Source organism: Streptococcus sanguinis (assembly GCF_008329445.1).
Classification (GTDB): domain Bacteria; phylum Bacillota; class Bacilli; order Lactobacillales; family Streptococcaceae; genus Streptococcus; species Streptococcus sanguinis_O.
Genome location: NZ_VIBR01000001.1, coordinates 850,742 through 875,303, shown reverse-complemented (window position 1 = coordinate 875,303; position 24,562 = coordinate 850,742). Strand labels below are relative to the sequence as shown.

The window sequence follows — 24,562 nt, the reverse complement described above, 5'->3', positions numbered from 1 at the left end:
ACAAGAAAGAATGAGGTGAAATTATGGCATCAAAAATGTTACATACTTGTTTGCGTGTTGAGAATTTGGAAGCGTCTATCGCTTTTTATGCAGAGGCTTTTGGTTTTAAAGAGCTGCGCCGCAAGGATTTTCCAGATTATCAGTTTACTATCGTTTATCTAGGTTTGGAAGGCGATGATTATGAGCTGGAACTGACCTATAACTATGATCATGGTCCTTATGTGATTGGGGACGGTTTTGCTCACGTGGCACTTAGCACGCCAGACTTGGAAGGTCTGCACGCTGAGCACAAGGCGAAAGGCTATGAAGTGACAGATCCAAAGGGTCTTCCCGGCAACCCGCCTAATTATTATTTTGTAAAAGATCCTGATGGCTACAAGGTGGAAGTCATTCGTGAGAAGAGTCTTTAACATCTAGCTGCAGTTAATTTTGCAAGATAAATGATGATTTTTATTCATTTAGGACAGGTGTATGAAAAGACAAAATAACAAGAAACACGGAAAGAAAACACTCATTGTTCTCAGCTTGCTAGGTTTAGCTTTTGTTGCTGCTTTATTTCTGGGTGCTGTAAAAATTTACGCTATTTTCCAAGAAAAGGAACTGCAAGAGAAAGTTAGTGTGCTGATTGCCCAAGAAGAGACCTACCACGCTGAAAATACTGAAAAGCAGAGCAAGATGATTGGCAGCCACTATGTGGAGTCCTTCTATCCTCTGCTGGATGGTCAGGTTATGGCAAGCGTCAAGGAGCAGATGGACGCAGATAGCCAGACGATTAAGGATAATCAGAAGAAGGGCGATAAGATTGAGGAATTGACCTTCTACTATGCTGAGGAAAAAGAAACGAGCCTGAAGGATGTTAAAGAAGTACTGGTGCATCGCAAGGACTATCATGTCAAAGAGATGAAAATCAGTAAAGGAGAAGAGCGGGAAGTTGCTGACAGCTATCTCGGTGCAGACGGCGGCCCTTTCACTCTGGATAAGCTCTTTCAGGATCCCGATGCAGCTAAGGAAATCTTCATCAACGAGATATCCAGCCAGCTGACCTTTAGACAGGCCGATGAGGCGGTGCAGACGGAAATCCTCAACACCCTCAATGGAACGGAGTTGGGTCAGTGGTCCTTCCGTTATGAGTACAGCCATTTTTCTATTAAGCTGAGCAAGGAAGTGCAAGGCTTAACCAGCATTGACGTTCCATTATCCAGCTTTTATGACCAGATCAATGCGGACTATCTGACCGGAGATGACTTGGCGGCTTATCAGAGTTTCGAGGCTAAGAAGCATGTGAAAATGGTTGCTCTGACCTTTGATGACGGTCCAGATCCTAAGACAACACCGCAGGCTCTGGATATCCTCAAGAAGTATGGTGCCAAAGCGACCTTCTTTATGGTTGGGCAAAACATTGCTGGTAATGAAGCGATTGTCAAGCGCGTGCACAATGAAGGTCATCAGATTGGGATTCATACATGGGACCATCCAGTCTTAACCAAACTACCTCTGGAGTCAGCCCAAAAAGAAATCCTTGATACCCAGACCGCTATTAACAATGTCATAGGCATCAAGCCAACGATTACGCGGCCTCCTTATGGAGCTATTAATGCTACAATCCAAAATTCGGTTGACCAGTCCTTTATCATGTGGAATGTGGACAGCCTAGACTGGAAGACACGCAATACTAAAGCCATTATGCAAGAGATTGCTAAAACTCAGCCAGGATCGATTATCCTCATGCATGATATTCACCAGACCAGTATTGACGCTCTGCCAAGTGTCCTCGAATATCTGAAGAGTAACGGCTATACTCTGGTGACGGTCGATGAGCTGCTGGAAGGTCAGCTAGAGCCCCATCGTATTTATTACGGCAGAGACTAAGATGGTCCTTGGGTTAAGATGTTTGAAATCGACATTGATAAGAAGTAGAAGAAAAAAGCTTTGGAAACATGAGATTTCCAAAGCTTTTTTAGCTTAACTCGTTACATAAAGTTCTTGATTTTTTAGTACAATTTCGCGAACGGAAGCGTATTTTTTCAATGTTTTCAGCTCTTCTGGATGGCTGATGAAGGTAATCACGTAGCCTTCCTTGCCCATGCGGCCGGTTCGTCCAGAGCGGTGGGTATAGGTTTCTAAATCGCGCGGAAGCTCATAATTGACGACGCATTCTAGGGAGTCAATATCAATGCCGCGAGCAACCAAATCAGTGGCTAGCAGGAGAGTAATCTGGTGTTCTTTGAACTTATCTAGAATCACCTTGCGGAACTTAACGTTGACATCGCTGGCTAGAGAAACGGCGTTGGTTTCACGATACTGGAGTTTTTCTTCAGCACTGCCCAGGTCTGACAGAGCGTTGAAGAAGACCAGTCCACGGAAATCTTCAACATTGGATAATTTGCGGAGCAAGTCCACCTTATCACGTTTTTCGACTTGCATGTAAAAGTGCTGGATGTTGTCCAAAACTTGGTCGTCAATGCTGATTTCTAGAGTATTTTCAGCAATCTTATCGTGGTCGAACTTAGCGGTGGCGCTCATATATATCAGCTGGTGGTCACGAGGCGCATAGTGGGTGATTTTATCTACAAAGTGATACTGAGAATCGCTGAGCAGCTGGTCAAATTCGTCCAAAATGATGGTTTCGACATTCATCATCTTGATTTTCTTGAGCTTGACCAACTCAAAAATCCGTCCAGGCGTTCCGATGATAATTTCTGGGCCTTTCTTAAGACGCTCAATCTGTCGCTTCTGACTGGAACCGGAGAGCAGGAGTTGAACTGTCAGCCCTAAAGGCTCCGCCCAAGTCTTGCAGACCTCAAAGATTTGTCCAGCCAACTCGGTGTTAGGAGCTAAAATCAAGAGCTGTTGTGCTTTTCTAGGTGTCAGCTTGAGCAGACTGGGAAAGAGATAGGCCAGAGTTTTACCAGTACCAGTCGGACTGATTCCCAGCACCGTATCGCCTGCAGAAATAGGCTCAAACATCTTCTCCTGAATAGCTGTCAAATCTTCAAAGCCTAGCTGAGCCAGCTGATTTTGCCAGCTCAGGGGAAATTGTTCCTTAATCATCATCAACCTCAAATCTAATGCCAGCGTCCTTGCGCATGGCAAATAAGCTTTCATGAACGGCCGCTGCCGCATCCAACCATTTCTCGTAAGCCGCATCCTGTCCACCCTTGAGCACTCGTGCGAAAGCCTGAGCCTCTTCCAGCATGGTATGGGAAGCACGCTTGATAGGCAGCACCTCCTCTTGGCCGTTCAGACTTTGGAAAATAGCAGAGCTGATAAATTCAATCCCGTCTAAAGTCAGAGTTCCCTGATCTGTGTAAATCTCTGCTGGCAGATTGCTGTTGATATTCTTACCGGCTTGAATCTGAACTTGAAAATCCGGATAGATGAGACAGCCAGCTCCATTTAAATCAATCGTATTGGCTAGCTGCTGAGCGCTGTATCGAGCGAAGCGAGGATGGCCAAAAAGTCTGATAGCCGCATAGACAGGATAGACACCTAGATCCATCAAAGCGCCGCCAGAAAACTTAGCTGAGAAAACATTGGGCTGCTCTCCCGCAAGCATAGCCTGCATTTTTGAAGAATACTTGGCATAGGTGAAGTTGGCTCCCAAGACGGTCTTGCCCTTGAGAAAATCACTGATTGTATCAAAGGCCTGCTCATGATAGTTGCGGGCAGCTTCAAAGAGATAGACTTGGTGCTCGTCAGCCAGCTTGACCAATTCACTCCATTCTTTGGGACGGGAGACAGCTGGCTTTTCGACAATGACATGTTTACGAGCCAGAATAGCTACCTTGGCATGCTTGAAATGCAGGCTGTTGGGACTGGCGATATAAACGACATCGATATCAGACGACAGAAAGTCCAGCATTTCAGTATAGACTGCTGTATTTTCATAGTTTTGCACAAAGCGCTCAGCAGAAGCCAGAGTCCGAGAGTAGACTGCCGCCAGCTGATAGTTGCCTGTTGAGTGAGCGGCCTTGATGAACTCATGAGAAATAGAACCTGTTCCGATAATTCCAAGTTTGAGCATAAAAACCTCCTTTTTTCTATTTTTAAGCATGTACTTTTTTTATTTTAGCTCTTTCATTATAACATGAATTGCGGTAAAATAGATAAGATAACAAGAGATGGAGCTTATAATGCAAAATAGACCTATTATTATTGGTGTAACTGGTGGTTCTGGAGGCGGAAAGACCAGTGTTTCTCGAGCAATTTTAGCTAATTTTCCAAATGAAAATATTTCCATGATTGAGCATGACTCCTACTATAAGGATCAGACGCATCTGACTTTTGAGGAGCGGGTTAAGACCAACTATGACCATCCTTTTGCCTTTGATACGGACCTGATGATTGAGCAAATCAAGGAGCTCTTGGCTGGTCGACCAGTGGATATTCCCACTTACGACTATACGGAGCATACCCGCAGCAAAAAGACCTATCGTCAGGAGCCTCAGGATGTGTTCATCGTTGAGGGGATTTTGGTCTTAGAGGACCAGCGCCTGCGAGATTTGATGGATATTAAGATTTTTGTGGACACAGATGATGATGTTCGGATTATCCGCCGGATTAAGCGGGACATGGAAGAGCGCGGCCGCAGTTTGGATAGCGTTATCGAACAGTATTTGGGTGTCGTTAAGCCTATGTACCATCAGTTCATCGAGCCGACCAAGCGCTATGCGGATGTCATCATTCCAGAGGGAGCTTCTAACAAGGTGGCTATTGACCTGATTACGACCAAGATTGAAAAAATCCTTAAGGAAGCCAGAGAAGGCTAGGACAGACAGCTTTCTAGCTCTGTCATTTTAGGAAAATAAATAGCTGTAAATCTGGCGAATCGCAGTAGCTGCAAGATTTTTGAAATCTAATCTAGCAAGGGGAAGTGGACGGACTGAAATCTAGGAATTTCGGAGTCTGGTCACTCCCTTATTTTGTAGGTGGTTTATGAAACAATTTGTAAAAAGAGAGTTTCACTCTCGTTCAAAATTTTTTGCCTGCCTCTTGACCTTTTGTGCAGGATTTATCGACGCCTATACCTTTATTGAGAGGGGAGGGACCCTGGTGGCAGGTCAGACGGGAAATGTCGTTTTCCTTTCGGTTGAACTCATCAATCAGGAGACAAGAGGAATCGAAGTTAAATTGGCAACTATGCTAGCCTTTATGCTGGGTATTTTTCTGATGACCGTTTTTCAGTATCACTTTGAGCATTCTTGGCGCAGACTGTCCAGCGTTTTTCCCTTGATATTGACGACAACTGTCGCAGGATTTTTGCCAGCAAATGTACCCCATCTCTATATTGTGCCGCCACTGGCTTTCTGCATGGGACTGGTTGCGACGGCTTTTGGCGAGGTGGATGGCATTGTCTATAACAATTCCTTTATGACGGGGAATATTAAGAAAACCATGGTAGCTTTTGGCAACTATGCTCGAAATAAGAAAGGGAAAGATTTGAAAGAAGGCCTTTTCTTTGTAGCCTTATTAGCAAGCTTTGTAATCGGAGCCATCATCTCTACCTATCTGATTCAATTTTACCTCTTGAAGACCATCTGGTTGGTTTCCCTGATTCTAACAGCCTTTCTCCTTTTCCGAGGCATTCAGTATGCGAGGAGATGAAGTTGCTGAATGCCAATGGATCGTATTTATTAAAATAAAAAATAAATAGAAAGAAGGATAAATAGAAAGAATTTGAGAAAAATCATTTATATAGGGCAAGGAAGCCTGCAATCCGTGTATTATAATACAAGGACAAGAGAGGCGTTAGCGACAGAATCTAGCACCGTTTCAGACACCGATGGTGTCATCAGTTCAAAGAAATCCAAGTGGCTTTGGGTTCTCTTCTTTGCTTTCGTGCTAGTTGCTATCATCGGTATTTGGATTCGTTCCTTGATAGCGCCCTTTAGATTGAGTGAGTGGATGATTCCTATCCATCTAGCCGCAATCCTTTTCGTTTTTATCGGAAGTGTTTATGGATTCGAAAAACTCTTCTACAGTGGGGTCGAGTCTGTCGTTCCAGCAAGTGAAGAGCAGTTTAAACAGGCAGTTGAAAGAAGTACCTTTTGGAGAAAATCTCCAGATAAGAAACCAACAGTCGATAAAATCATCTTGTATCTATTTGTTATCCTTGTTCTTTTGTTCTGTCTGGTTATTGCTGTGTTCCTTGTCATACCTGCAACCTTCATTCCTTACTATGAACATGAATGGTTTGAGCCGTCTATGTTCATGGTACCAATCGGAGCAACGATTATTCCAATTAGCGTCGTACTACTCTTATTCCAAAACAACCCCATCCGCTGGTTGTTAGCCGTGCGGAAGTATGAGCAAGGGAAAGTGATATTTGCAGAAGAAAAGGGGAAGAAAGATAAATAAAATTGAATTCTTTGTTCTTCATTTATAGTGCAGATTTTTTATAGGGATTAATTTATCAATAATGCTGAGTATTATCGACAGCATTTTCATAGATTGAACAAAATGCTCATGTAAGGATGAAGGGAACACGGCTAGTTTATTTTTTAGGTATAAAGATTTGAAAGAAAATACGTTTAAAGAAATTAAAGATGCAAATAAGCTGTATTTTAAAAGTCTAGCTAACACACGAGCATCTGTCAGTATGCTGGTTATTGCATGGACTGGATTACTAATATTGGCTATTGAAATTATTGCTTTTTATTACTATTTTAATATAGGTTTGGAAATTAATCCATTTAGCAATATATTTTTTAATTTACTCGTGTTTATTGCATGTTATCTTGTTATAGCTTTTTTTCTTCCTTTTTTAGGTTCCTTTGTTTACAAAAGGCAAATTTTATCAACTGCTTTTCTAGCATTATGTTATGCAAGTATATTCTTTTCTTTACAGTTGATGATGCTTTTAATTGTAGTTACTTCGATATCAACAAAAGAATTTACGATAGGGTTTCCCAAGTACTCACCATTTTTTGTGCCACTATTTATCGTAGAAACAGTTCTAAGTTTTATCTATCATTATCTTTGGTTAAAAAGGCAGCTTAAAAATGGATTCTCTTTTAATAGAACAGTGGGCAACTATTTAGCGAAATCTAGCGTCTATAGTCGAAATTCTCTTCTCATTATTTTCGGTCTCTCTATGTTAGGAGGAATTCTTTCAGGAAAGTTAATTCTTATCTTTGGGATTTTTGGTTCTCTTCTTTTCAGCTATGCGTTCTCCCAACTAATCATAGAGGTTACATACCTTTTATATCTAAAAATTCAGAGTGAGGAATATTGGGAAGAGGCTCCTAAAAAGAAAGAAACTTTTCGAAATCTATTTAAAGGATTTAGTTTGAAAAAAACAAAAATTCGTATTCCTATTGAAATCTTAGCTTTTGCAATATTCTTAGGTGTTTTTTATAATACTAACTATTCGAATCCAAGTATAAAACATCCTCTTTGGCTAAATTTCATTGGCAGAGTTTTCATCTACCTAATAGGAGTAGATTGCTTGGCTAGTTTTATACTATCGAAAATTAAAAAATCAAAAGATAGAACTAAAAAAGGGAAGAAATAAGGAAATTAACAATCAGATTTGATTCAAACAAGACCTGTTTATTTTTATATTTATTGTAGGAGGTTTGCTATGCGAGCGCATCATGTAAATTTTCGATATATATTGCTGGAGGATGGTAAGGAATATTTTCTATTGGATAAGCTACCGACATTGTGGGGTTATTTTTTTCCTTATCTGAATTGGTTTAGCAATCGAACGATATACCAATTGACAGAGTCGCAATTTTGGGAGGTTCGAATGCGTAAAAAACATTGGTTGGAGACACTTGTAATTCCAATGCCAGTATTTTTAGCTGTTTCAGTCTGGGCAGGGCGGATACGAACTAGTGAAAGCTTAGATACTTACCTTAATTCACCTCGCTTCTCATTCACTGAAAGATTGATTTATTGGTTTCTTACTTTTATACTAGCAGTATTATTTGCAAATCTAGTCCATTTTTTATCATCTCGATCTTTAGCAAAGAAATTTAATTTTAGTCTTTATACAAAAGAGCAAGGGAAAATAAAATTAGCTAAATTAGCTCCTTGGATGAAAAAGCAGTTTAAGAGTGTTCTGATTCTCAACTTCCTAATTGTTTTGTTTAGCTATCTCATTTTAAATTGGGGAACTATAATCTTCCTGATATTTCATGGTCTTATGTTACTAATTAGTTTACTTTTAGCAGGTGATCTAAGCTATAGTGAGAATTGTCAGTATATAATAGAGAGAAAAGAGGAGAAAGAATGGAAGGATTAGATTTCTAAATGTGGGACAGTATATTGCCTGATAGTTTTAGTAAGCTCTGTTACAGTAAAAGAAGTTTTCTCCATTAGCTTGTATATTAGAAACGAATATAAGATAACTAATTTATTATTTATGAGCAGGATAGTTAGTGTGTTAGATGAACTGAAAGTAAAAATAAAATTCTGAAGAAGTTAAATGATTCAATGATTAAGGAGAATAAAATGCCTGCAATTAAAAAATGTTGTTTGTTGGAAATTTTCAAGAACAAGATATTTTCTATCATTTTGAATCAGGGGAGCTCTATTCCTACTCTTATCAATCAGATAAATCATGGGATATTAAATGGGCCGTTTTATCTTCTGGACTGATACTAACCAACCTACTCTCTTCTATTGGTTTTCTTACTTTCTCAGTTCCTTTTGTAAAATATGGCTTGCTTATAAGTATGATAATGGCAATTGTTCTTTTAGCAGAGTGGGCTCTGAAGCCAAAGTATGAGCCAAAATTGATGACTTATAATCCTAATAATTATTTTGGTTGGTCTGACTTTATTAAGAAGTGCAAAAATAATTTGTTGTTCCTCTTATTGACAGGTATTGTTTTCTCCATAATGACATTTCAATTTTTATTGGCCTATCTTCAAGAAGCGAACCTGCATAACTATATCCTGTTTAGCCTTTTGTCCCGGTCTCTTATTTTTCGACAATTAAGCTTCGACCGATCAAAAAATTTTTGATGCTAAAGGAATTATCAGAGGAAGTATCTAAAGGGTAATTTATTGCCAATAGGAAGTGTCAGTCAGCTCTATGATAATAAGGATGAAATTATTATCATAGACTATTTTGGTATGATATTGAAAAAGTTTAGTATGGGCGATAATGTATTAAAAATGATTGTCACGAATGATAATTGCTGGCAATTATTTGAAACAAATTGAGAATGAAATAAGCTGATTACTAAGGAGAATATGATTGAAAAATAAAGCAAAGTTGGTGAATTTAGGTGCTTATAAGGATAAGTGTTACCATTTTGATTTTGAAAATAAAACATTATTAGAAGAGGTGAGACCTCCTAATTATTGGTCTTATATTTTAGTGCCGATAACTGTTTACGTTTTAAGATTTCTGATGACTGGTATTGAAAAAACTGGTATATTTGAAAGTGGGAGTACTCGGATTTTCCTAGTTCTATTTCTACTTGTAATCTCTTATCTATTGGCCCAATGGATTACAAAAAGTTATCAATCAAAGCTAGAACTTCAAAAATCCGCGCTTGATAAACATGTGTTGGCTAATTTTGTAAAAAGCCTTAGAAGAAGACGCATAGTTTTTCTTACACTGAAATCAGTGATATATTTAGCAATTTTGATTTGTGCTTGGCTATTTCTATCAGGTGTTCTTGGAGATGTCTTTCTGATATTTCTAGGGGCTTTACTTTCTTTATTTATACTAAATGCAGATTATCTATTAAAAAAATGGCCCTTCATTATTCAAACTCTGCAAAATGACAACTTTTAATTTTTTAGACTTTGTACGATTTTGGGATAATAGGGCATACAAGGGAATGGATATCTAATTTACTATTTTTAGTTATATCATTATCTTTGTTTTCTCAATTTATCACTCAAAAAACGTTATATCCCTTTTCGATTCAAGGTTGAATTATCAGAGGCTATGTAAGTCTTAGAGAATTTTCATATGAAATCAAAACGGATGAATTATCACTTTATTAGACGTTACGAAAGGTATTATATAAATGTTTAAAAAGGCTGAAATGGAGCCCTTGGCTAAAAGAAATCTCCGCTATCGTATATTAAAAACTGAGGATGAATATTATCTTCTTGATGTAGAACGCCCCTTTTTGATTGTCTACTTCTTGCCCTTGTTGATTTACTTTGTGCCTCAATAGAGAAGGGATATATAAACTGATTAAGTCGTATAGTGAACTAGGCGATAAGAGTTTAAAATTGGGGAAATGGACCATATCTGCTAATTCAATTGGTAAAAAGATAGATTCTTTTAATAAAGGCTTGGGTTTTCTATTACCAACCACTACAATTAAACAGACGGTGACAGAATTTGTTAAAAATTCAAATGTATACAAAACATTATCTAAGAATGCTTGGTTAGGAAAATCTGCAAAGTTTTTAGGGAAAGCAAGCACTTTCTTAACTGTTGCTGACATGGCTATAACTTACACTAGTAGTGCTATGCAAGAATTTTCTGAATCAGGTCATGTTGGGAAAGCAGTGGCTGTTGGTGCATTAGATACAATTAAATCAATTGGTCCATTGGAAGGTGCAACGATTGGGTCGATGTTTGGGCCGGTTGGAACGGCAGTTGGATTCGGTTTGGGAGCGGTTAATACGGTAGTTCAAATGGTAAATCCACACCTTTATAGTGATATAAAAAAGGGAACTAAGCAGTTTATTGATGATGCTTCGAAAGTTACCAATGCTGTTGGAAAAGCAACGGAAAAAGCCGTTGGCAATATTGTAGGGGGCGCTTCGAAAATGTTTTCAGGATTTTTTGGAGGATGATAATTAATGAGAAAAACATTGTTTAATGCTAATTTTTATGAAAGTCGTCGATTGCGTCATGATGCTTTAATAGAGTATATGGTTAGAGATACTAATAGCCGTGGACTTTATACTGAATACTTTAGTGTTGCAAGAAAAATATTTTCTATTTTAGGAGTGCTGGTTATGTTTGGCATTGCTATTTTTACCGATGCGAATGTTCGTCATCCAGCTTCTGATGCTCCTATGGAAACATGGAGAATCAATTTTCTACCTCTTTGGATGTTTTTCCTATGTTGGATTTTGTGGTTTATTTCTTGTCGAGTAAATTTATATAAAAAATATTGTGCCCAAGTACCCTACATTGGTATCCTGAACGCTAATCTTTATATGATGTGGATGATTGTATCAATAAACTTATTTTTTATTACTTTTTTTGGGAAATTTATGACGGTATATGGTTTAATTATCTTTTATCTTTTAATTATTCTAATTGAATTGTGGTTGACTAAAAAAAGACTTGCTTCTCTTAAATATCGACTTTATAAAAGTGCAACTAATGATTCACTTGAGAAACAAAGAAAGGTGATACAGTTATTCATACTTTCAATCGGGTTAGTTGTTGCTGGATGGCTGACACTAAAAATTTTGCTTCCGGGTATTGGTGAGGTAAAGACAGATGTTTCAGGTGTGTTGTTGTCAATAGGCTTGATATTTATAGTAAATATATTTTTAATAGGTATGCTTATAATACTACTTTTGCCATATTCATTATATGGCTATTATCGCCGTAAGTATTCGGAAGAATATCGTCAATTTGAGGAAAAAACACTAGAAGAATGGTATGGAAAAAAATATTTAAAGAAATATGGAGGGAATTTATATGTTTGATAAAAATATGTTGCCGCTGGGAAGTGTTGTAATTTTGGAGGAAGGGATGCAAAAATTAATTATTATAGGTCGAGGTGTCATTTATGATGATCCCGAATTAGGTGAAGAAAGATTTGCAGCTATATATCAATTCCGATGGTCTGCTTGCTGTTCTATATAGTAAAAAGTTATCAGGAGATACTTATCTCAATATTGACTATGTATGTGAGGGCAGCTTCGTTAGACAAAATGTTTCCATTGCTTTCTCTAAAGTTTCGGATTTTGTTGTTCAAGCTTTTATTAATCGGTCTAAAAAAATAGGATATGATGAAACTGCTAGTGAAATATATCGCTCTATTGGAGGGGGAGAGCCCCCGCGTAAGAGTTTAGTGTAAAAAGAGGAGATTTTGGACTATCTGAAGAATTACGATATTGATCAGGCTTGGTTGGCAGAAAAATCTGACCAAATTCTCTACACTTATTTTCTAGATATCTGGTTTAAAGAGGGAAGTCAGCGCTTTTCTAAAGAAAATATGGGGAATTTGAAAGTAAAGTACTCTGAAACCATAGAGAGAGTGTGAATAGGCTATTCTAAACCAGACAGAATTTAATAAGTATTTTACACTAAAAGAACGTTATACGCCTTTTTGATTCAAATTTGAATTATCAGAGGCGATGTAAGCTAAGCCTTGTAGGATTTTAATGAGCAAAATGGTATTTGTAGAAGTATTAGAGAGGGAGCAGAATTGACAAAGAAAACATCGATTGCGATATATACACTAAAAGGAATTGGTCTGATTAGTATTTTCAGCTTAATGATTGTCGTAAGTCTTTTTAACCTCTTTTTAGATGGGAATTTGTTGGCAAATTTTTTATATTTCTTAGGGTCAGTTGTTTTATTAATTACAGTAGGATGGATGGCTTTTGTTTTTATGGGGAGAATAGAGCTTGATGACCAAGACTTGCTTGTTTTCCGAAATTTCAAATGCTATCGCTTTCCTCTTTCTTTGGTTACATTTTACTTCGGTAAGAACAGACACCTTTATCGCGGTAGTTATGAATGGCCCTTATTTATTGTAGGGGAAGCATTGACCCCAAATGGCAGCGGTCAAAAAGTAACACTGAAGTTGATTGGAAGTAAGTGGAAGAACCGTCAATTCCAGCATTTTATTCAAGAACATCTTGAAGGGAAAATACCCCCTTTGCCTAAGGAAGATTCTTGGAAGCTGAATACTTTTGGTCAGTTAGAGATCATTGAAGATGAGGTGCATGAAGAACCAAAGTCAGCATTGGCAGTTACTAGGAAGCTGACTGATTTTATCGAATTTGGAGCAGATCAAGGAAATGTCAAGAGGACTGTGTTTTATGATATTAAGCGAAATGAGCTTTTTGTAGGGAAAAGTGTGCCTTTTCCAATGATTTTTCTACCAAGTGCTGGTTTTTCTTATGGCCTGTATGTATTAACGGAGAATTTGACTGTACAAGGTTTGTTCCCTTTACTTTTTTCCTTCATTTTCATGCTTTTACTGGCTCTTTACCAGTTTAAAAATAGAAGGGAAAAATCAGTAGTTGAAGTAGTGCCTTATGAGATGCCCAGAGACTATTTTGCCACCCAAAAATCCAACGGTCTTAAAACCTATGCTCTCATTTTACTCTTTGCCTTGATTTCTGCTATTTTTTCTTGGCTTTATCTTCTATTTGGCAGTTTCCTACTTTTATTTTTGACGATTGTCATATGGTATTGTTTCTTGCTCTTGCTCCTGTCTGGGCAATTTAAAAAAACTAAATATTTGAAAGTATTAGAAAAAAGCAAAGTTATATAGTAAGTAATGATTAGTGTGTTTATAGGGAATATTTTATGATGATTCTTTTGCTTTGGAGTTTAATAATAAGTATGAGAGTGAGGCTGTAAACCTATCCATACTATAATAATGTCAGGAGTTGAAAGGATGATTTGAGATGAAAACTATCAAAAGTACGTTACTTGTAGCATCGCTGATACTTGTATTTCTAGGTGCAATTATAATAGTTCAAAATAAAAATCTGTTTACAGATGGAACCAAGCAGGAGAAAAAGAAAGAGCAAGATCCGCATGAAAAACAGCTAGCTTATCTTAAGAAACATGAAGAAGAGTTGGCCGACTTTGTTAAATCTTTAAACTCTAAAGTTGAAAGCGTTCAATTTGATTGGGAGAGTATGAAAGTCGAAGATATAGGGAATGGCACGCCACAAGGCGGTGGATATATTTTAACCTTGGACGGTAGAATAAATAATAACAAAGACACTGAATTTACATTGGGAATTCCTTTAAACCACAATTCAAATGAAGTTCCTGAGAAGCTGGTTATTTATGAAATGCAGCCGATAAGAATTTTACGAGATGGAGGCTGGTTCTTATATGAGTAATAGTAATTTAAAAAACTTTGATAATTTTTAGTCAGATTTGCCGCGTATAGTTCTATTTTAATGGGGAGGAATAACTGGTTAGCAAAATTTTAACTTTGTAATTAATAAAATATTAGAAGAAGCAGGAGCTACCTTACTTCTATTTTCTCGTATTTACAATTTTAAATCCTCAAAAATAATCCAGCATATTAAAAATTTTCAGAAAATATCGACTTTTTCTTGACAGGTTTATGATACTGTGTTAAAATACTAAACAATAAGAAACCATCTCAAAAAGGAGTTAGTCAAACATGAAGTCAACCCAATCTTCAAACTTTGCTTTGTTGTTGCGTTACTCGGGCTAGTGCAAAAGCATTAGTCCTGTTTGGCTTACCAAGCGGGAGTAAATCAACATCTCGCTTGTTCCTCAAGTGAGATGTTTTTTATTTCACCAATCTTACCTCAAATTCTGATGAGGAAGAAATGGATTCTAAAGGAGCGATGGGAGTGGGGCTACATCTTGATTTTTCTGAAATCAATTTGTCTTATACCGTCTCAGTCATTGAACACGACCTAGAAGTTGGGGAAGATTTTTTCCTAAATGGTCTATGTATCTTAGAAAAGGAGTTGTCTATGACACGCAAAGTTGAGTTTTTTGATACCAGCCTCCGGGATGGCGAGCAGACACCAGGAGTGAATTTCTCTATCAAGGAGAAGGTGGCTATTGCCAAGCAGTTAGAGAAGTGGGGTATTTCAGTCATTGAAGCTGGTTTTCCTGCTGCGAGTCCAGATTCTTTTGCGGCGGTGCAGGAGATTGCTAAAGTCATCACAAAAGCTTCTGTTACTGGGCTGGCGCGTTCGGTCAAGTCCGATATTGACGCCTGCTATGAAGCGCTCAAGGATGCCAAGCATCCACAGATTCATGTCTTCATTGCGACCAGTCCTATTCACAGAGAGTTCAAGCTGAAAAAGTCCAAGGAAGAGATTTTAGAAGCTGTGAAAGAGCATGTCTCCTACGCGCGCTCCAAGTTCGATATAGTCGAGTTTTCACCAGAGGATGCGACAAGAACAGAGCTGGATTTCCTCTTTCAGGTGGTACAAACAGCAGTGGATGCAGGTGCGACTTATATCAATATTCCAGATACAGTCGGCTTTACTACTCCTGAAGAATTTGCAAACATTTTCGACTACCTAGTGGCAAATGTGACTTCTGATCATAAGGTTGTATTTGGTGTTCATTGCCATGATGACCTTGGCATGGCAACGGCCAATACTTTGACGGCTATCAAGCACGGTGCTGGTCGTGTTCAGGGAACTATCAATGGTATTGGTGAGCGGGCTGGAAATGTAGCATTGGAAGAAGTAGCAGTTGCATTGGAGATTCGTCAAGACTATTATCAGGTTGAGTCGGATATCGTCCTTAATGAAACCATCAACACTTCTGAGCTGGTATCCCGCTTCTCAGGTATTCCAGTGCCTAAGAACAAGGCGGTCGTTGGTGGCAATGCCTTCTCTCATGAGTCCGGTATCCATCAGGATGGCGTCCTTAAGAATCCACTGACCTATGAAATCATCACACCTGAGCTGGTTGGAGTCAAGAGCAATTCACTGCCTCTTGGCAAGCTGTCTGGCCGCCATGCCTTTGTCGAAAAACTCAAAGAACTGGCTCTGGACTTTGCGGAATCTGAAATTAATGATCTCTTTGCTAAGTTTAAGGTCTTGGCTGATAAGAAAAATGAAGTCACGGATGCTGATATTCGGGCTCTGATTGCCGGAACGACCGTCGAAAATCCTGAAGGCTTCCACTTTGATGATCTGCAGCTGACGACCAACGACGACCATACTATCACAGCGGATGTGCAGCTGGTTAATGGCGACGGCGAGACGGTCAGCTGTGTGGCAGAAGGTAAAGGAAGCGTTGAAGCCATCTTTAATGCCATCGATCAATTCTTTAACCAGTCTGTTCAGCTTTTGTCTTATAATATCGAAGCGGTAACGGATGGTATTGATTCTCAGGCTCGTGTCTTGGTAGCTGTTGAAAATACGGATACAGATACGATTTTCAACTCCTCTGGTATTGACTTTGATGTTCTTAAGGCCAGCGCCATTGCCTATATCCATGCCAACACCTTTGTGCAAAAGGAAAATGCTGGTGAAATCGGCCATCAGGTATCTTATCGCGATCTGCCTGCAAATAATTAGAAGGAAGCGACTATGACAAAAGAAATTGTAGCTCTGGCGGGTGATGGTATTGGCCCAGAAATCATGGAAGCCGGCCTCCAAGTACTGGCTGCTGTTGCGGGCAAGTTCGGTTTTACTTATCATATCACGGAGAAAGCTTTTGGGGGTGCTGGTATTGATGCGGAAGGTCATCCTCTCCCTCAGTCAACTCTAGAAGCAGCCAAGGAGGCGGATGCTATTCTCCTAGCAGCTATCGGCAGTCCCCAGTATGATAATGCTCTGATTCGGCCAGAGCAAGGCTTGCTCGCTCTGCGCAAGGAGCTTGAACTCTATGCCAATATCCGCCCAGTTAAGATTTTCGATTCTTTGAAGCATTTGTCACCTTTGAAGGCTGAAAGAATTGCTGGTGTGGATTTCGTGGTCGTGCGTGAGCTGACTGGTGGGATTTACTTTGGTGAGCATATTTTGGAGGACAGATCTGCGCGGGATATCAACGACTACAGCTATGAAGAGGTGGAGCGGATTGTTCGTAAGGCCTTTGACATTGCGCGTGGTCGCAGAAAGCGCGTGACCAGTATTGACAAGCAAAATGTGCTAGCGACATCTAAACTCTGGCGCAGAGTAGCAGATGAGGTGGCCAAGGATTATCCAGATGTGACCTTGGAGCACCAGCTGGTGGATAGCGCTGCTATGCTCATGATTACCAATCCTGCTAAGTTTGATGTTGTTGTAACGGAAAATCTCTTCGGGGATATTCTCTCAGACGAGTCCAGCGTCTTGTCAGGAACGCTGGGAGTTATGCCATCAGCCAGTCATTCGGCTGCTGGGCCAAGTCTTTACGAGCCTATTCATGGCTCGGCTCCTGATATTGCAGGGCAAGGTATTGCCAACCCTATCAGTATGATCCTTTCTGTAGCCATGATGCTGCGGGATAGTTTTGCAGAGTTTGAAGCTGCAGAAGCGATTGAAGCAGCAGTGGAGAAGACTTTGGCTCAAGGGATTTTAACCCGAGATCTGGGCGGTCAGGCGACAACAACTCAAATGACGGAGTCAATTATTAATAATTTATGAAATGGATATTAACAGGTATTTGCCTGCTTTGGAACCTTATCGTTTTCCTGCTTTATGGCTGGGATAAGCGTAAGGCTAAGAAAAATCACTACCGCATTCCAGAGAAGACTTTGCTGATGTCAGCTTTGGCAGCCGCAGGTTTGGGCGCTTTATTAGGCGGTCGCCTCTTTCATCACAAGACCAGAAAATGGTATTTCTGGCTGGCTTGGATTTGCGAAATAATAGTGGAAATTGGAATTTTATATTACATATGGAGAAGCTAGTATGGCTGGAAAATCGATTTTTGATAAGCTGTGGGAAAGGCATCTGATAACGGGTGAAGAAGGCCAGCCCCAGCTTATGTATGTGGATCAGCATTATATTCATGAAGTAACCAGCCCTCAGGCTTTTCAAGGCCTTCGAGATGCAGGGCGCAAAGTTAGACGGCCGGATTTGACCTTTGGAACCTTTGACCATAATGTTCCTACGGTCAATATCTATGATATTCGGGATGTGATTTCCAAGGCTCAGATTGATAAACTTTCTGAGAATGTCAAGGATTTTGGTATCGAGCATGCGGCTCATGGATCGGAATTGCAGGGGATTGTCCATATGGTTGGACCGGAAACGGGCAAGACTCAGCCGGGCAAATTCATCGTCTGCGGTGACAGTCACACGGCCACTCATGGAGCTTTTGGAGCTATTGCTTTTGGAATTGGGACTTCAGAGGTGGAGCACGTTTTTGCCACGCAGACCATTTGGCAGGTTAAGCCTAAGAAAATGCTGGTCAAATTTACTGGGGTGCCACCTAAAGGTGTCTATTCCAAGGACTTTATCCTCGCTCTGATTGCCCGATATGGTGTGGCTGCAGGTGTTGGTCATGTGGTCGAGTATGCTGGGGATGCCATTGACCATCTGACCATGGAAGAGCGCATGACTATCTGCAATATGTCCATAGAATTTGGCTCTAAGATGGGCATTATGAACCCCGATCAGAAGACCTATGATTACGTTAAAGGACGGCCGGGCGCTCCAAAGGACTTTGAGGCGGCGGTAGCCGATTGGAAGACTCTGGTCAGTGATCCTGATGCTGTCTATGATAAGGTCATTGAGATTGATGTTTCCCAGTTGGCACCTATGGTGACTTGGGGAACCAATCCTTCTATGGGGGTAGAGTTTGGCGCGGCTTTCCCAGAAATCCGTGATATGAACGATGAGCGGGCCTACAATTACATGGACCTCTCACCGGGTAAGAAAGCAGAAGATATTGACCTAGGTTATATCTTTATAGGCTCCTGCACCAATGCCAGGCTCAGTGACTTGCAGCTGGCTGCTAAGTTTGTCGCTGGTAAGCACATTGCTCCCAATCTGACAGCTATCGTCGTACCAGGCTCTCGTCCGGTCAAGAGGGCTGCTGAAAAAATGGGACTGGATAAGATTTTCATGGATGCAGGCTTTGAGTGGCGCGATCCCGGCTGCTCTATGTGCCTGGGAATGAATCCAGATAAGGTGCCAGACGGAGTTCACTGTGCCTCGACCAGCAATCGGAACTTTGAGGATCGGCAGGGATTTGGAGCTAAGACACATCTTTGCAGTCCAGCCATGGCAGCAGCGGCAGCCATTGCCGGTCGCTTTGTAGACGTCCGCCAGCTACCGGAGGTCCAGTAAGGCAGTTTTATGGAAAAATTTACAATCTACACGGGGACAACAGTTCCCCTCATGAACGATAATATCGATACAGACCAAATTTTACCCAAGCAATTTCTCAAGTTGATTGATAAAAAAGGCTTTGGCAAGTACCTCATGTATGCGTGGCGCTATCTGGACAATCAGTACACGGAAGATCCTGATTTCGTCTTTAATAGACCGGAGTACCGCAAGGCGACTATTCTGATTACAGGGGACAATTTCGGAGCCGGTTCCTCTCGCGAGCACGCTGCTTGGGCCTTGGCTGACTATGGTTTTAAGGTAGTTATTGCCGGATCTTTCGGGGATATTCACTACAATAACGAACTAAACAACGGTATGCTGCCTATCGTCCAGCCGCTCGAAGTACGGCAAGCCTTAGCTAATCTGAAGCCAACGGATGAAGTGACGGTGGATTTGGAGCAGCAGAAGATTTTTTCACCAGTGGGAGAATTCTCCTTTGACATTGATGGAGAATGGAAACATAAGCTCCTCAACGGTCTGGATGATATCGGTATTACACTCCAGTATGAGGATTTGATTGCAGAATATGAAAAAAATCGTCCATCTTATTGGCAGTAACCTCATTTTTGCTATATTGAGAAAATTCTGAAAAAACCTTGTCTCCGATAAAAATATATGGTAAAATAAATCTTAATTTAATAGAAAAGGAAGAAACTTATGACAAAACACATTCAATGGAACGGACAGCTTTCACAAGAAGGTTATGACATCTTGAAAGGCGACGGCGGCTGTATCGTTTGCCCGACTAAGGTGGGTTACATCATCATGACTAGCGATAAAGCTGGCTTGGAGCGTAAGTTCGAAGCTAAGGCTCGTAACCGTAATAAGCCAGGTGTTGTCCTCTGTGGCAGTATGGATGAGCTCCGTGCTTTGGCTCAGCTAAATCCGGAAATTGAAGCTTTTTATCAAAAGCATTGGGATGAAGACATCCTCTTGGGCTGTATCCTTCCATGGAAGCCAGAAGCATTTGAAAAGCTTAAAGCCTATGGTGACGGTCGGGAAGAGCTGATGACAGATGTTCGTGGAACTAGCTGTTTTGTTATTAAGTTTGGTAAGGCGGGCGAGCAGCTGTCAGCTAAGCTTTGGGAAGAAGGCAAGATGGTCTATGCTTCCTCAGCCAACCCATCCGGTAAAGGAAACCGCGGCAAGGTCGAAGGAATTGGCGAACGCATCGAAAATGCTGTTGATTTGGTTATTGAAGCAGATGATTATGTAGCCTCTATCCAGCCAGATAAGACTATCGAAACTCGCTATGAGCAAGGTGTTATGGTCTCTATGGTTGACAAGGATGGAAAACTGATTCCAGAACAAGGTGGCCAACGTTCCATCTCACCAGCACCAGTGGTCATCCGCAAAGGCTTGGACATTGACAAAATCATGATGCACCTGTCCGATACTTTCAACTCATGGGATTACCGTCAGGGTGAATATTACTAAGATAAAAAAAGAAGCTCAGTGTAGGAGTCGCCTCTTTACACTGGGCTTTTTAGCTTGGAACTTTGAGTTTAAAATCTTTACCCAGTTTAAAATTATTTCCAAATAAAACAAAATTCTTGACAGATGTAATATTTGGTGTTACAATTTATAAAAACGATTCGATATAGAAATAAATTGGGGAGGAAGTATGAAAGACAGTCATTTAGTAGCCTATCATATTCGTTTGTTGAATGGGCGGATTTTTCAAAAGTTACTGAGTCAAGATCCAGAAGCTCTTTATCGCAGTGAACAGGGCAAGATTCTCACAGTTTTATGGAATAGTGAAACGGGCTGTGCGACGGCGACAGATATTGCGCTGGCGACAGGATTGGCCAATAATACGCTGACTACTATGTTGAAAAAGTTGGAAGAGCAGGGCTTGGTGACCTTTAGTCAGTGTGGTTCAGATAAGCGAAAAAAATATGTTAAATTGACGGATCAAGGTTGGTCTCAGAAAGAAGTTGGCCATCGTGTCAGTCAAAAACTGGATGCTATTTTTTATAAAGGTTTCTCAGAGGAAGAAATTCGCCAGTTTGAAAATTATCAGGAACGTATTTTAGAAAATTTGAAAGAAAAAGAGGATTAGATCATGTCAAAACAAGTTGAAAATGCACACAATCTGTACATTCACGCCATTCAAGACGGGCGAGTCGCCGAGGCTCAAGCTCAGTCTGTAGGGGATACCTACATTCAACACTCGACAGGTGTGCCAGATGGGAAAGAAGGTTTTGCGGCTTTCTTTGCAAATTTCTTTGAGCTCCATCCCGAGCGTGAGATGAAGATCGTTCGCACCATTGAGGATGGCAATCTGGTTTTTGTTCATGTCCATCAATATCTCAATGGTGGAGAAGCTCAATGGGTGACGACAGATACTTTCCGTGCGGATGAGGATGGTCGTATCGTGGAGCATTGGGATGTCATTGACTACTATCGTGCTCCAGAAAATGGGCAGTTAGATCAGATCTTTGGAGATTTTGAAATCACGGATTTGGACAAGACGGTAGCAAATAAAAAAACCGTTCGTCGTTTCTTGACAGAAATTTTCCAAAATGGGGAGCTAGAGCAGTGGAGTGATTATGTGGCAGAAGATTTGATTCAGCATAATCATGAGATTGGCCAAGGAAGTCAGGCCTATAAAAACTATGTTGCAGAGCACGGGCTTACTTTTGACTTTGTTTTCCAGCTTTTGGGACAAGGAAACTATGTGGTTAGCTATGGACAGACTCAGATAGATGGGGTGGCTTATGCCCAGTATGACATCTTCCGTTTAGAGAATGGATTGATTGTAGAGCATTGGGACAACAAAAAAGTCATGCCTAAGGTAGAAGACTTGACGAATCGAGGGAAGTTTTAAATTGAGGACAAAGAATGATTGAATATAAAAATGTAGCGCTACGCTATACAGAAAAGGATGTCTTGAGAGATGTCAACTTACAGATTGAGGATGGTGAATTTATGGTTTTAGTAGGTCCTTCTGGGTCCGGTAAGACAACCATGCTCAAGATGATCAACCGTCTTTTAGAGCCAACAGATGGAAACATCTATATGGATGATAAGCGGATCAAGGACTATAATGAGCGTGAGCTGCGCCTTTCTACAGGCTATGTCTTACAAGCGATTGCCCTCTTTCCAAATCTAACGGTGGCTGAAAATATTGCTCTCATTCCTGAAATGAAAGGATGGAGCAAAGCAGATATTCAGCAGAAGACAGATGAATTGTTGGAGCTAGTGGGCTTGCCTGCAGCAGACTATGCTCAGCGTATGCCAAGTGAGCTGTCTGGCGGTGAGCAGCAGCGGGTGGGCATTGTTCGTGCCATTATCGCCCAACCCAAAATCCTGTTGATGGACGAGCCTTTTTCTGCTCTTGATGCCATCTCGCGTAAGCAATTGCAGAGCTTGACCAAGAGTATCCATGACCAGTTTGGGATGACAACAATCTTTGTGACTCATGATATGGATGAGGCCTTGAAATTGGGGAATCGGATTGCTGTTCTGCAGGACGGAGAGATTCGTCAAGTGGCGACACCTGAGGAAATCTTATCTTCACCTGCGACTAATTTCGTAGCAGATTTATTTGGAGGTGTTCAACATGGCTAATTTGTTTTCTACCTTTCAGGAGCGTTTTGGCGAATGGTTGGCAGCCTTAGGGCAACATCTCCAGCTGTCTCTTCTGACCTTACTAGTGGCCATCTTCCTGACCATTCCGCTCGCTATCTATCTTCATAGTCACAAAAAGGCAGCCAATTGGGTACTGCAAATTGCAGGAATCTTTCAAACCATTCCTTCAATGGCCTTGCTGGGACTCTTTATCCCCCTCATGGGGATTGGTACACTTCCGGCACTGACTGCTCTGGTGATTTACGCTATTTTCCCGATTTTAGAAAATACTGTCACGGCTTTGAATGGGATTGATCCTAGTTTAGAAGAAGCTGGAATCGCCTTTGGGATGACCAAGTGGGAGCGACTCAAAAAGTTTGAACTGCCTCTAGCTATGCCCGTCATCGTGTCAGGAGTTCGGACGGCAACGGTAATGGTTATCGGAACAGCAACTCTAGCAGCCCTTGTCGGAGCTGGTGGACTAGGTTCCTTTATCCTTCTAGGAATTGATCGTCGCAATGCCAGTCTGATCCTGATTGGAGCAATTTCATCTGCAGTTTTGGCTATTCTTTTCAACAGTCTCCTTAAATGGATGGAAAAGGCTAAGCTTCGGACTGTATTTACAGCTTTTGCTGTCTTAATACTCGGGCTCGGCGCTTCTTATACGCCAAGTTTGCTACCGAAACAGGAGAAGGATCATCTGGTTATTGCTGGGAAATTGGGTCCAGAGCCAGAAATTCTCATGAATATGTATAAACTCCTCATCGAGGAAAATACGGATATGACTGTGACAGTCAAACCTAATTTTGGGAAGACAGACTTCCTTTATCAAGCACTGAAAAAAGGTGATATTGATATCTATCCTGAGTTTACCGGTACGATTACTGGAACACTCTTGCAGCCTGCTCCAAAGGTCAGCAATGATGCTGAAGAAGTTTTTGAAGCAGCGCGTGATGGAATCAAAAAACAAGACAATCTAGTTTTGCTCAATCACATGGCTTATCAAAATACATATGCAATTGCAGTACCTAAGAGTGTTGCTAAAGAATACAATCTTAAAACCATCTCTGACCTTAAGGCGGTTCAAGACAAGCTCAAGGCAGGGTTCACCTTGGAATTTAACGACCGTGAAGATGGGAACAAGGGACTTCAATCTGTCTATGGACTGAATCTCAATGTGTCAACCATGGAACCAGCCCTTCGCTACCAAGCTATCCAGTCGGGTGATATTCAAATCACGGATGCCTATTCGACTGACGCAGAACTTGCGCGTTATGATTTACAAGTTTTAGAAGACGATAAACATCTTTTCCCTCCTTATCAAGGAGCGCCTCTCCTGAAGGCTGAACTGCTAGAAAAACACCCTGAATTGGAAGGTGTTCTCAATAAGCTGGCTGGTAAAATTACGGAAAGCCAGATGAGCCAGATGAATTATCAAGTTGGCATTGAAGGCAAAAAAGCGGAAGCTGTTGCGCGTGACTATCTGGTCAAGGAAGGACTTCTAAAAAAATAAGAAGTAAAAAAGTTAGACTTGTAAGGTCTAGCTTTTTTGCTTACTTGAGGATAGACAGACTACGGATTGAAGGAGATGAGTTTATCTCTTAGTCAGGAAATCTTCATCCATTTTTGGTATAATAAAGTATCAATTCATGGAGGTATTCCGATGGCATCTAGTCAAGAATATTTGGATTTTATTCTGAAGCAGCTGCAGGGCTTAGGCCAAGAAATTAGCTTTCGCAAGATGATGGGAGAGTATTTGCTCTATTATCGGGGGCGCTTATTTGGCGGGATTTATGACAATCGCTTGTTGCTTAAGTCAGTCTAGCCAGCCCTGGATTTTTTTGAAAATCCGGTTTATGAGTTTCCTTATCCAGACGCAAAGCCAATGCTTCGTATAGAAGTAGAAGATGCTGCCTTTCTCTGTAATTTGATTGAAGCTGCCTATCCTGCCTTACCAGCACCAAAAAAGAAAAAATAGTCTTTCCTTTACAATGGATATTCTAAAAAGTTGCCGTTTAAATGGACATTTTTTAAATTTT

Annotated in this window: 26 protein-coding genes and 2 pseudogenes; 26 read left to right on the top strand and 2 right to left on the bottom strand. The window is 40.6% G+C overall.

Translation table 11 applies throughout. From position 1 onward, the window contains the following. The first annotated feature begins 23 nt into the window (after positions 1-23). Positions 24-410, top strand: a complete 387-nt coding sequence (gene gloA / locus FKX92_RS04450; protein ID WP_002895748.1) for a lactoylglutathione lyase — start codon at positions 24-26, stop codon at positions 408-410. A gap of 61 nt (positions 411-471) precedes the next feature. Continuing rightward, on the top strand, positions 472-1,869 hold the full coding sequence (locus tag FKX92_RS04445) for a polysaccharide deacetylase family protein (RefSeq protein WP_149565648.1): 1,398 nt from the start codon (positions 472-474) through the stop codon (positions 1,867-1,869). Positions 1,870-1,962: 93 nt separating this feature from the next. Here the strand turns inward: FKX92_RS04445 and FKX92_RS04440 are convergent, their stop codons facing one another. Both FKX92_RS04440 and FKX92_RS04435 read right to left on the bottom strand, forming a co-directional pair. Beyond that, positions 1,963-3,054, bottom strand: a complete 1,092-nt coding sequence (locus tag FKX92_RS04440; RefSeq protein WP_187759379.1) for a DEAD/DEAH box helicase — start codon at positions 3,052-3,054, stop codon at positions 1,963-1,965. Further along, positions 3,044-4,054, bottom strand: coding sequence for a Gfo/Idh/MocA family protein (locus tag FKX92_RS04435; RefSeq protein WP_149565647.1), 1,011 nt, complete (start codon positions 4,052-4,054; stop codon positions 3,044-3,046). Before FKX92_RS04435 ends, FKX92_RS04440 begins: the two co-directional genes overlap by 11 nt. Before the next feature lie 79 nt (positions 4,055-4,133). Here FKX92_RS04435 and udk point away from each other — a divergent pair, with 79 nt between their 5' ends. From udk to FKX92_RS04315, 24 genes and pseudogenes are all read left to right on the top strand, one after another. Next, on the top strand, positions 4,134-4,769 hold the full coding sequence (udk, locus tag FKX92_RS04430) for a uridine kinase (RefSeq protein WP_187759378.1): 636 nt from the start codon (positions 4,134-4,136) through the stop codon (positions 4,767-4,769). Positions 4,770-4,935: 166 nt separating this feature from the next. Further along, entirely contained in the window at positions 4,936-5,604 is a 669-nt protein-coding gene (locus tag FKX92_RS04425) for a YoaK family protein (RefSeq protein ID WP_149565645.1), read from the top strand. Positions 5,605-5,676: 72 nt separating this feature from the next. Further along, complete coding sequence (locus FKX92_RS04420; protein ID WP_149565644.1) at positions 5,677-6,357, top strand: hypothetical protein; 681 nt, start codon at positions 5,677-5,679, stop codon at positions 6,355-6,357. Between the two features lie 157 nt (positions 6,358-6,514). Beyond that, positions 6,515-7,513 (top strand): hypothetical protein, encoded by a 999-nt coding sequence (locus tag FKX92_RS04415; protein ID WP_149565643.1) that lies wholly within the window; start codon positions 6,515-6,517, stop codon positions 7,511-7,513. A gap of 69 nt (positions 7,514-7,582) precedes the next feature. Then, entirely contained in the window at positions 7,583-8,248 is a 666-nt protein-coding gene (locus FKX92_RS04410; protein WP_149565642.1) for a DUF443 family protein, read from the top strand. A 959-nt stretch (positions 8,249-9,207) separates the two neighbouring features. Continuing rightward, on the top strand, positions 9,208-9,753 hold the full coding sequence (locus tag FKX92_RS04400) for a hypothetical protein (protein WP_149565641.1): 546 nt from the start codon (positions 9,208-9,210) through the stop codon (positions 9,751-9,753). Positions 9,754-9,991: 238 nt separating this feature from the next. Then, positions 9,992-10,144 (top strand): DUF443 family protein, encoded by a 153-nt coding sequence (locus FKX92_RS12215; protein WP_392392042.1) that lies wholly within the window; start codon positions 9,992-9,994, stop codon positions 10,142-10,144. Between the two features lie 58 nt (positions 10,145-10,202). After that, the gene (locus FKX92_RS04390; protein ID WP_227963327.1) at positions 10,203-10,775 is read left to right on the top strand and encodes a hypothetical protein; all 573 of its coding nucleotides are present in this window, start codon (positions 10,203-10,205) and stop codon (positions 10,773-10,775) included. 6 nt (positions 10,776-10,781) lie between these two features. Further along, positions 10,782-11,645: a hypothetical protein gene (locus FKX92_RS04385; RefSeq protein ID WP_149565640.1), complete on the top strand. Its 864-nt coding sequence runs from the start codon at positions 10,782-10,784 to the stop codon at positions 11,643-11,645. Continuing rightward, positions 11,638-11,763 (top strand): annotated as a pseudogene (locus tag FKX92_RS12030) (DUF4176 domain-containing protein); the annotation flags it as partial. The gene FKX92_RS04385 and the pseudogene FKX92_RS12030, both read left to right, overlap by 8 nt. A 268-nt stretch (positions 11,764-12,031) precedes the next feature. Next, positions 12,032-12,205 (top strand): TipC family immunity protein, encoded by a 174-nt coding sequence (locus FKX92_RS12135; protein ID WP_227963328.1) that lies wholly within the window; start codon positions 12,032-12,034, stop codon positions 12,203-12,205. 165 nt (positions 12,206-12,370) lie between these two features. Next, complete coding sequence (locus FKX92_RS04375) at positions 12,371-13,447, top strand: hypothetical protein (RefSeq protein ID WP_227963329.1); 1,077 nt, start codon at positions 12,371-12,373, stop codon at positions 13,445-13,447. Positions 13,448-13,583: 136 nt separating this feature from the next. Beyond that, positions 13,584-14,030 (top strand): hypothetical protein, encoded by a 447-nt coding sequence (locus FKX92_RS04370; protein ID WP_149565639.1) that lies wholly within the window; start codon positions 13,584-13,586, stop codon positions 14,028-14,030. A 612-nt stretch (positions 14,031-14,642) separates the two neighbouring features. Next, positions 14,643-16,211: a 2-isopropylmalate synthase gene (locus FKX92_RS04365; RefSeq protein WP_176693558.1), complete on the top strand. Its 1,569-nt coding sequence runs from the start codon at positions 14,643-14,645 to the stop codon at positions 16,209-16,211. 12 nt (positions 16,212-16,223) lie between these two features. Continuing rightward, positions 16,224-17,261 carry a 3-isopropylmalate dehydrogenase gene (gene leuB / locus FKX92_RS04360; RefSeq protein ID WP_149565637.1) on the top strand — a complete coding sequence of 346 codons (1,038 nt, stop codon included), beginning with the start codon at positions 16,224-16,226 and terminating at the stop codon, positions 17,259-17,261. Then, positions 17,258-17,524, top strand: a complete 267-nt coding sequence (locus FKX92_RS04355) for a DUF1294 domain-containing protein (RefSeq protein WP_149565636.1) — start codon at positions 17,258-17,260, stop codon at positions 17,522-17,524. The genes leuB and FKX92_RS04355 overlap by 4 nt, the downstream gene beginning before the upstream one ends. A 1-nt stretch (position 17,525) precedes the next feature. Further along, positions 17,526-18,908, top strand: coding sequence for a 3-isopropylmalate dehydratase large subunit (gene leuC, locus FKX92_RS04350; protein ID WP_149565635.1), 1,383 nt, complete (start codon positions 17,526-17,528; stop codon positions 18,906-18,908). 9 nt (positions 18,909-18,917) lie between these two features. Next, the gene (gene leuD, locus FKX92_RS04345; protein WP_002895722.1) at positions 18,918-19,508 is read left to right on the top strand and encodes a 3-isopropylmalate dehydratase small subunit; all 591 of its coding nucleotides are present in this window, start codon (positions 18,918-18,920) and stop codon (positions 19,506-19,508) included. Between the two features lie 99 nt (positions 19,509-19,607). Continuing rightward, on the top strand, positions 19,608-20,387 hold the full coding sequence (locus FKX92_RS04340) for an L-threonylcarbamoyladenylate synthase (protein WP_149565634.1): 780 nt from the start codon (positions 19,608-19,610) through the stop codon (positions 20,385-20,387). Positions 20,388-20,574: 187 nt separating this feature from the next. Beyond that, the gene (locus tag FKX92_RS04335; protein ID WP_149565633.1) at positions 20,575-21,012 is read left to right on the top strand and encodes a MarR family winged helix-turn-helix transcriptional regulator; all 438 of its coding nucleotides are present in this window, start codon (positions 20,575-20,577) and stop codon (positions 21,010-21,012) included. A 3-nt stretch (positions 21,013-21,015) separates the two neighbouring features. Continuing rightward, positions 21,016-21,780 (top strand): nuclear transport factor 2 family protein, encoded by a 765-nt coding sequence (locus FKX92_RS04330; RefSeq protein ID WP_149565632.1) that lies wholly within the window; start codon positions 21,016-21,018, stop codon positions 21,778-21,780. A 14-nt stretch (positions 21,781-21,794) separates the two neighbouring features. Continuing rightward, positions 21,795-22,523, top strand: a complete 729-nt coding sequence (locus FKX92_RS04325) for an ABC transporter ATP-binding protein (protein ID WP_149565631.1) — start codon at positions 21,795-21,797, stop codon at positions 22,521-22,523. Next, positions 22,516-24,036: an ABC transporter permease/substrate-binding protein gene (locus FKX92_RS04320; protein ID WP_149565630.1), complete on the top strand. Its 1,521-nt coding sequence runs from the start codon at positions 22,516-22,518 to the stop codon at positions 24,034-24,036. Before FKX92_RS04325 ends, FKX92_RS04320 begins: the two co-directional genes overlap by 8 nt. Positions 24,037-24,186: 150 nt before the next feature. Further along, positions 24,187-24,501 (top strand): annotated as a pseudogene (locus FKX92_RS04315) (TfoX/Sxy family protein). Positions 24,502-24,562 lie beyond the last annotated feature (61 nt).

What these genes read in the sequence shown, in the direction of transcription:
- udk (WP_187759378.1), top strand. Translation starts at nt 4,134, where the DNA reads ATGCAAAATAGACCTATTATTATTGGTGTAACTGGTGGTTCTGGAGGC.
- FKX92_RS12215 (WP_392392042.1), top strand. Translation starts at nt 9,992, where the DNA reads ATGTTTAAAAAGGCTGAAATGGAGCCCTTGGCTAAAAGAAATCTCCGC.
- FKX92_RS04320 (WP_149565630.1), top strand. Translation starts at nt 22,516, where the DNA reads ATGGCTAATTTGTTTTCTACCTTTCAGGAGCGTTTTGGCGAATGGTTG.
- FKX92_RS04355 (WP_149565636.1), top strand. Translation starts at nt 17,258, where the DNA reads ATGAAATGGATATTAACAGGTATTTGCCTGCTTTGGAACCTTATCGTT.
- gloA (WP_002895748.1), top strand. Translation starts at nt 24, where the DNA reads ATGGCATCAAAAATGTTACATACTTGTTTGCGTGTTGAGAATTTGGAA.
- FKX92_RS04425 (WP_149565645.1), top strand. Translation starts at nt 4,936, where the DNA reads ATGAAACAATTTGTAAAAAGAGAGTTTCACTCTCGTTCAAAATTTTTT.
- FKX92_RS04410 (WP_149565642.1), top strand. Translation starts at nt 7,583, where the DNA reads ATGCGAGCGCATCATGTAAATTTTCGATATATATTGCTGGAGGATGGT.
- FKX92_RS04370 (WP_149565639.1), top strand. Translation starts at nt 13,584, where the DNA reads ATGAAAACTATCAAAAGTACGTTACTTGTAGCATCGCTGATACTTGTA.
- FKX92_RS04385 (WP_149565640.1), top strand. Translation starts at nt 10,782, where the DNA reads ATGAGAAAAACATTGTTTAATGCTAATTTTTATGAAAGTCGTCGATTG.
- FKX92_RS04365 (WP_176693558.1), top strand. Translation starts at nt 14,643, where the DNA reads ATGACACGCAAAGTTGAGTTTTTTGATACCAGCCTCCGGGATGGCGAG.
- FKX92_RS04330 (WP_149565632.1), top strand. Translation starts at nt 21,016, where the DNA reads ATGTCAAAACAAGTTGAAAATGCACACAATCTGTACATTCACGCCATT.
- FKX92_RS04340 (WP_149565634.1), top strand. Translation starts at nt 19,608, where the DNA reads ATGACAAAACACATTCAATGGAACGGACAGCTTTCACAAGAAGGTTAT.
- leuC (WP_149565635.1), top strand. Translation starts at nt 17,526, where the DNA reads ATGGCTGGAAAATCGATTTTTGATAAGCTGTGGGAAAGGCATCTGATA.
- FKX92_RS04335 (WP_149565633.1), top strand. Translation starts at nt 20,575, where the DNA reads ATGAAAGACAGTCATTTAGTAGCCTATCATATTCGTTTGTTGAATGGG.
- leuB (WP_149565637.1), top strand. Translation starts at nt 16,224, where the DNA reads ATGACAAAAGAAATTGTAGCTCTGGCGGGTGATGGTATTGGCCCAGAA.
- leuD (WP_002895722.1), top strand. Translation starts at nt 18,918, where the DNA reads ATGGAAAAATTTACAATCTACACGGGGACAACAGTTCCCCTCATGAAC.
- FKX92_RS04445 (WP_149565648.1), top strand. Translation starts at nt 472, where the DNA reads ATGAAAAGACAAAATAACAAGAAACACGGAAAGAAAACACTCATTGTT.
- FKX92_RS04435 (WP_149565647.1), bottom strand. Translation starts at nt 4,054, where the DNA reads ATGCTTAAAAATAGAAAAAAGGAGGTTTTTATGCTCAAACTTGGAATT.
- FKX92_RS04440 (WP_187759379.1), bottom strand. Translation starts at nt 3,054, where the DNA reads ATGATGATTAAGGAACAATTTCCCCTGAGCTGGCAAAATCAGCTGGCT.
- FKX92_RS04325 (WP_149565631.1), top strand. Translation starts at nt 21,795, where the DNA reads ATGATTGAATATAAAAATGTAGCGCTACGCTATACAGAAAAGGATGTC.